Here is a 3,488-nt window from a genome sequence, read left to right as displayed (position 1 = left end):
GCATAAACATGATCGGGTCTGGCCGCGGCGCCGAGCCGTCAATCCCTCCACGGCGTCTCGCCGCGCGCAATGCGCTCGGAAATTTCAGCCTGAAACGCCGGGGGACCGAAGGCGAACCAGTCTGCTTCGATCTGATAGATCAGCAGCCGCTTGTTGTCCGAACTGAACTTCATCAGCCAGTCCAGCGCCTTCTTCTTCGGGCGCGTGCCGGCCGCGACCAGCACGTCAACCGGCAAGCCGTGCCACATGAAATTAGCGGCCAGCATGATCACGTCGGACCGGTCCGGGCGCATCCAGTCCGGCAGCGGGCTTGAGGCGACCAGCCATCCGCAGACAAATTGCCGGCACGGATCCTGCGGCCGCTCATCGTAGATCGCGCAACCATGGTCGATTCGAAACGGACAGGGCTTGCCATCCCTGACCTGATGTCCGCGCACCTCGATGCGAAGCCAGCCATCGCAGCAGGCCGTGCAGGTGCCGCAGCTTCGTCCTTTGCTCGATTGCATCAAAATCGGCACCCTCTTGCCTCAAGACAAACCGAGCGATGCATACAACATACAATGCCGGCTTCGGCAGCTGCCGAGGAGTTTCGGATCCTCCGCAATCGGAGCTGATCCAACGCGACTAAATGTCAGTGACGCTGCCCTTCTCGGCGACGAGCAAACCAAAAACCAAAGAAGCAAATTGACAGCTGGAATATTGTATACCACAATTGCGAAAATTTTGACCATCGGGAAGGAGATTGCCATGCGAGTCGGAGACATCCTGCGCCAGAGGAAAACCACCCGCGTCGTCACGGTCCGGATGAACGAGACAGTCGGCGTTGCCGCGCAGTTGATGCGCACCAGCAATATCAGCGCGCTGGTGGTCAAGGACGTCGTGCGCACCGAAGGCAATACGGCGGCCGGCATGTTCACCGAGCGCGACGTCGTGCGTGCGATTGCCGAGCACGGCGCGGCTGGCGCGAATCTGAAGGTTTCGCAGTTGATCTCGGTGCAGAAACTGGTCGCCTGCTCGTCAGGCGACACGCTGGAACACGCCCGTCATCTGATGAACGTACACCACATCCGGCATTTGCCGGTGATCGACGATTTCAGCCTCGCCGGCGTCATCAGCATGCGCGACATTTCCTCCGCGTTCGACGACGCGGCGAGCCACGCGCAGCAGGCGCTGTCCGCCTGACCTCACGGCTTGCCTGGCGCCTTCGCCCTCCGGCGTGATTGTCCAGCCCTGCTTTTTGCATGATCGCGTTGCCGGCACGGCTCCGCGCGCAGGTGGACATCCGCCGTCGGCGACGGCATCCTGCCTCCCGAAAACGCAGCAGAAAATCAGTGCGCGGGCGGCCGCGCCGAGGGAGCGCAGGGACGATGCTGAAAACACGGTTTACCGAACTGGTCGGCGTCGAGCACCCGATCGTGCAGGGCGGCATGCAATGGGTGGGCCGCGCCGAACTGGTGGCCGCGGTCGCCAATGCCGGCGCGCTCGGCTTCATCACCGCGCTGACGCAGCCGACGCCGGAGGACCTCGTCAAGGAAATCGCCCGCTGCCGCGGCCTGACCGACAAGCCGTTCGGCGTCAACCTGACCATCCTGCCCTCGATCAAGCCGCCGCCCTACGCCGAATACCGTCAGGCCATCGTCGAGAGCGGCATCAAGGTGGTGGAGACGGCCGGCAACAAGCCGCAGGAGCACGTCACCGAATTCAAGAAACACGGCATCAAGGTCGTGCACAAGTGCACCAGCGTCCGCCACGCGCTGTCCGCGGAGCGCATGGGCGTCGACGCGATCTCGATCGACGGCTTCGAATGCGCGGGCCATCCCGGCGAGGACGATACCCCCGGCCTGATCCTGATCCCGGTCGCCGCCGACAAGGTGAAGATCCCGATGATCGCCTCGGGCGGGTTCGGCGACGGCCGCGGCCTGGTCGCGGCGCTGGCGCTCGGGGCCGAAGGCATCAACATGGGCACGCGCTTCATGTGCACCAAGGAGAGCCCGATCCATCAGCTGATCAAGGAGAAGATCGTCGCCAACGACGAGCGTGAGACCGAGCTGATCTTCCGCACCATGCGCAACACCTCGCGCGTCGCCAGGAACGCGGTGTCGACCAAGGTCGTCGCGATGGAAAAGGAAGGCGCGACCTTCGAGCAGGTCCGCGAACTCGTGGCGGGGGCGCGCGGCAAGATGGTGTATGCCACCGGCGACGCCGATGAGGGCATCTGGTCCGCCGGCCAGGTGCAGGGGCTGATCCACGACATCCCAAGCTGCGCCGAACTGGTCTCCCGCATCGTGCGCGAGGCGGAAACCATCATCCGCGGCCGGCTGCAAGCCATGATGTCTGGCCCGCAACGCGAGGCCGCGGAATAAGCGACCATGGCGACTTCAAGCGAAGCCAACCTTCGGTTCGCGATCCGCGAACGCGTCAAACAACAAGTCCTGACAGGAATGATCCGATGAAGGCCTATGTCTACGGCGCCAACGGCGCGGCGATCACCGACGTTGCAAAGCCGACGCCGAAGGGCACGCAGGTGCTGGTTCGCGTCCACGCCTGCGGCCTCAACCGCGCTGACCTCGGCATGACCAAGGGTCACGTGCATGGCGCAGCCGGCGGCCTCGGCACCGTGCTCGGCATGGAATGGGCCGGCGAAGTCGCCGAACTCGGACCCGACGCCAGGGGCGTTGCGGTCGGCGACAAGATCATGGGATCGGGCGCTGCCGCCTTCGCGGAATATACCCTCGCCGATCACGGCCGGCTGTTCCGCGCGCCCTCGAACATGAATTTCGAGGACGCCGCCACCCTTCCCGTGGCGCTCGCCACCATGCACAACGCGGTCATCACCAATGGCGGCCTGAAGCCGGGCCAGAGCGTGCTCATTCAGGGCGCAAGCTCGGGTGTCGGCCTGATGGCGATGCAGATCGCCAAACTCAAGGGCGCTTCGCTGGTGATCGGCTCTTCGACCGATGCGGCGCGCCGCTCCCGGCTGAAGGAATACGGCGCCGACCTCGCGGTGGATTCCTCCGATCCTACCTGGGTCGAGCAGGTTCTGAAGGCGACCAATGGCGAAGGCGTCGATCTCATCGTCGACCAGGTCTCGGGCAAGGTCGCAAACCAGAACCTCGCCGCCACCAGGATCACGGGCCGCATCGTCAATGTCGGCAGGCTCGGCGGCACCCACGCCGATTTCAATTTCGATCTGCATGCCGCACGACGGATCCACTATATCGGCGTTACCTTCCGCACCCGCTCAATCCTGGAAATCCGCGACATCTTCGACGAGGTCCGCAAGGACATCTGGGGCGCGGTGGAATCGCGCAAGCTGCAATTGCCGATCGACAAGGTTTTCAAGTTCGACGACATCGGCAAGGCGTTCGAGCACATGGAAGCCAACAAGCATCTCGGCAAGATCGTCGTGACGCTGTGATGTCGGTTCGCTGAAACCAGCAACAATTCCAAGGACAACTCCAAGAAGAACTCAAAGAGCAATTCAAGGC

4 protein-coding genes are annotated in these 3,488 nt (G+C 63.5%); 3 read left to right on the top strand and 1 reads right to left on the bottom strand.

Annotated features, from left to right (window positions below; genetic code table 11):
- Positions 1-38: 38 nt before the first annotated feature.
- Positions 39-272, bottom strand: a complete 234-nt coding sequence (locus WCB02_RS22910; protein WP_423961697.1) for a hypothetical protein — start codon at positions 270-272, stop codon at positions 39-41.
- Positions 273-747: 475 nt separating this feature from the next.
- Here WCB02_RS22910 and WCB02_RS22905 point away from each other — a divergent pair, with 475 nt between their 5' ends.
- The 3 genes from WCB02_RS22905 (at position 748) to WCB02_RS22895 (ending at position 3,418) form a co-directional block, all read left to right on the top strand.
- A complete protein-coding gene (locus WCB02_RS22905) occupies positions 748-1,182 on the top strand; it encodes a CBS domain-containing protein (protein WP_423961699.1) in 435 nt (144 codons plus the stop codon).
- 185 nt (positions 1,183-1,367) lie between these two features.
- A complete protein-coding gene (locus WCB02_RS22900) occupies positions 1,368-2,363 on the top strand; it encodes an NAD(P)H-dependent flavin oxidoreductase (RefSeq protein WP_423961695.1) in 996 nt (331 codons plus the stop codon).
- An 86-nt stretch (positions 2,364-2,449) separates the two neighbouring features.
- Positions 2,450-3,418, top strand: a complete 969-nt coding sequence (locus tag WCB02_RS22895; protein WP_423961694.1) for a quinone oxidoreductase family protein — start codon at positions 2,450-2,452, stop codon at positions 3,416-3,418.
- Positions 3,419-3,488: the final 70 nt, after the last annotated feature.

The organism is Bradyrhizobium sp. (genome assembly GCF_049581145.1).
Classification (GTDB): Bacteria; Pseudomonadota; Alphaproteobacteria; order Rhizobiales; family Xanthobacteraceae; genus Bradyrhizobium.
The sequence above is the reverse complement of the archived record's forward strand: the minus strand, read 5'-3'. Positions and strand labels throughout refer to the sequence as shown.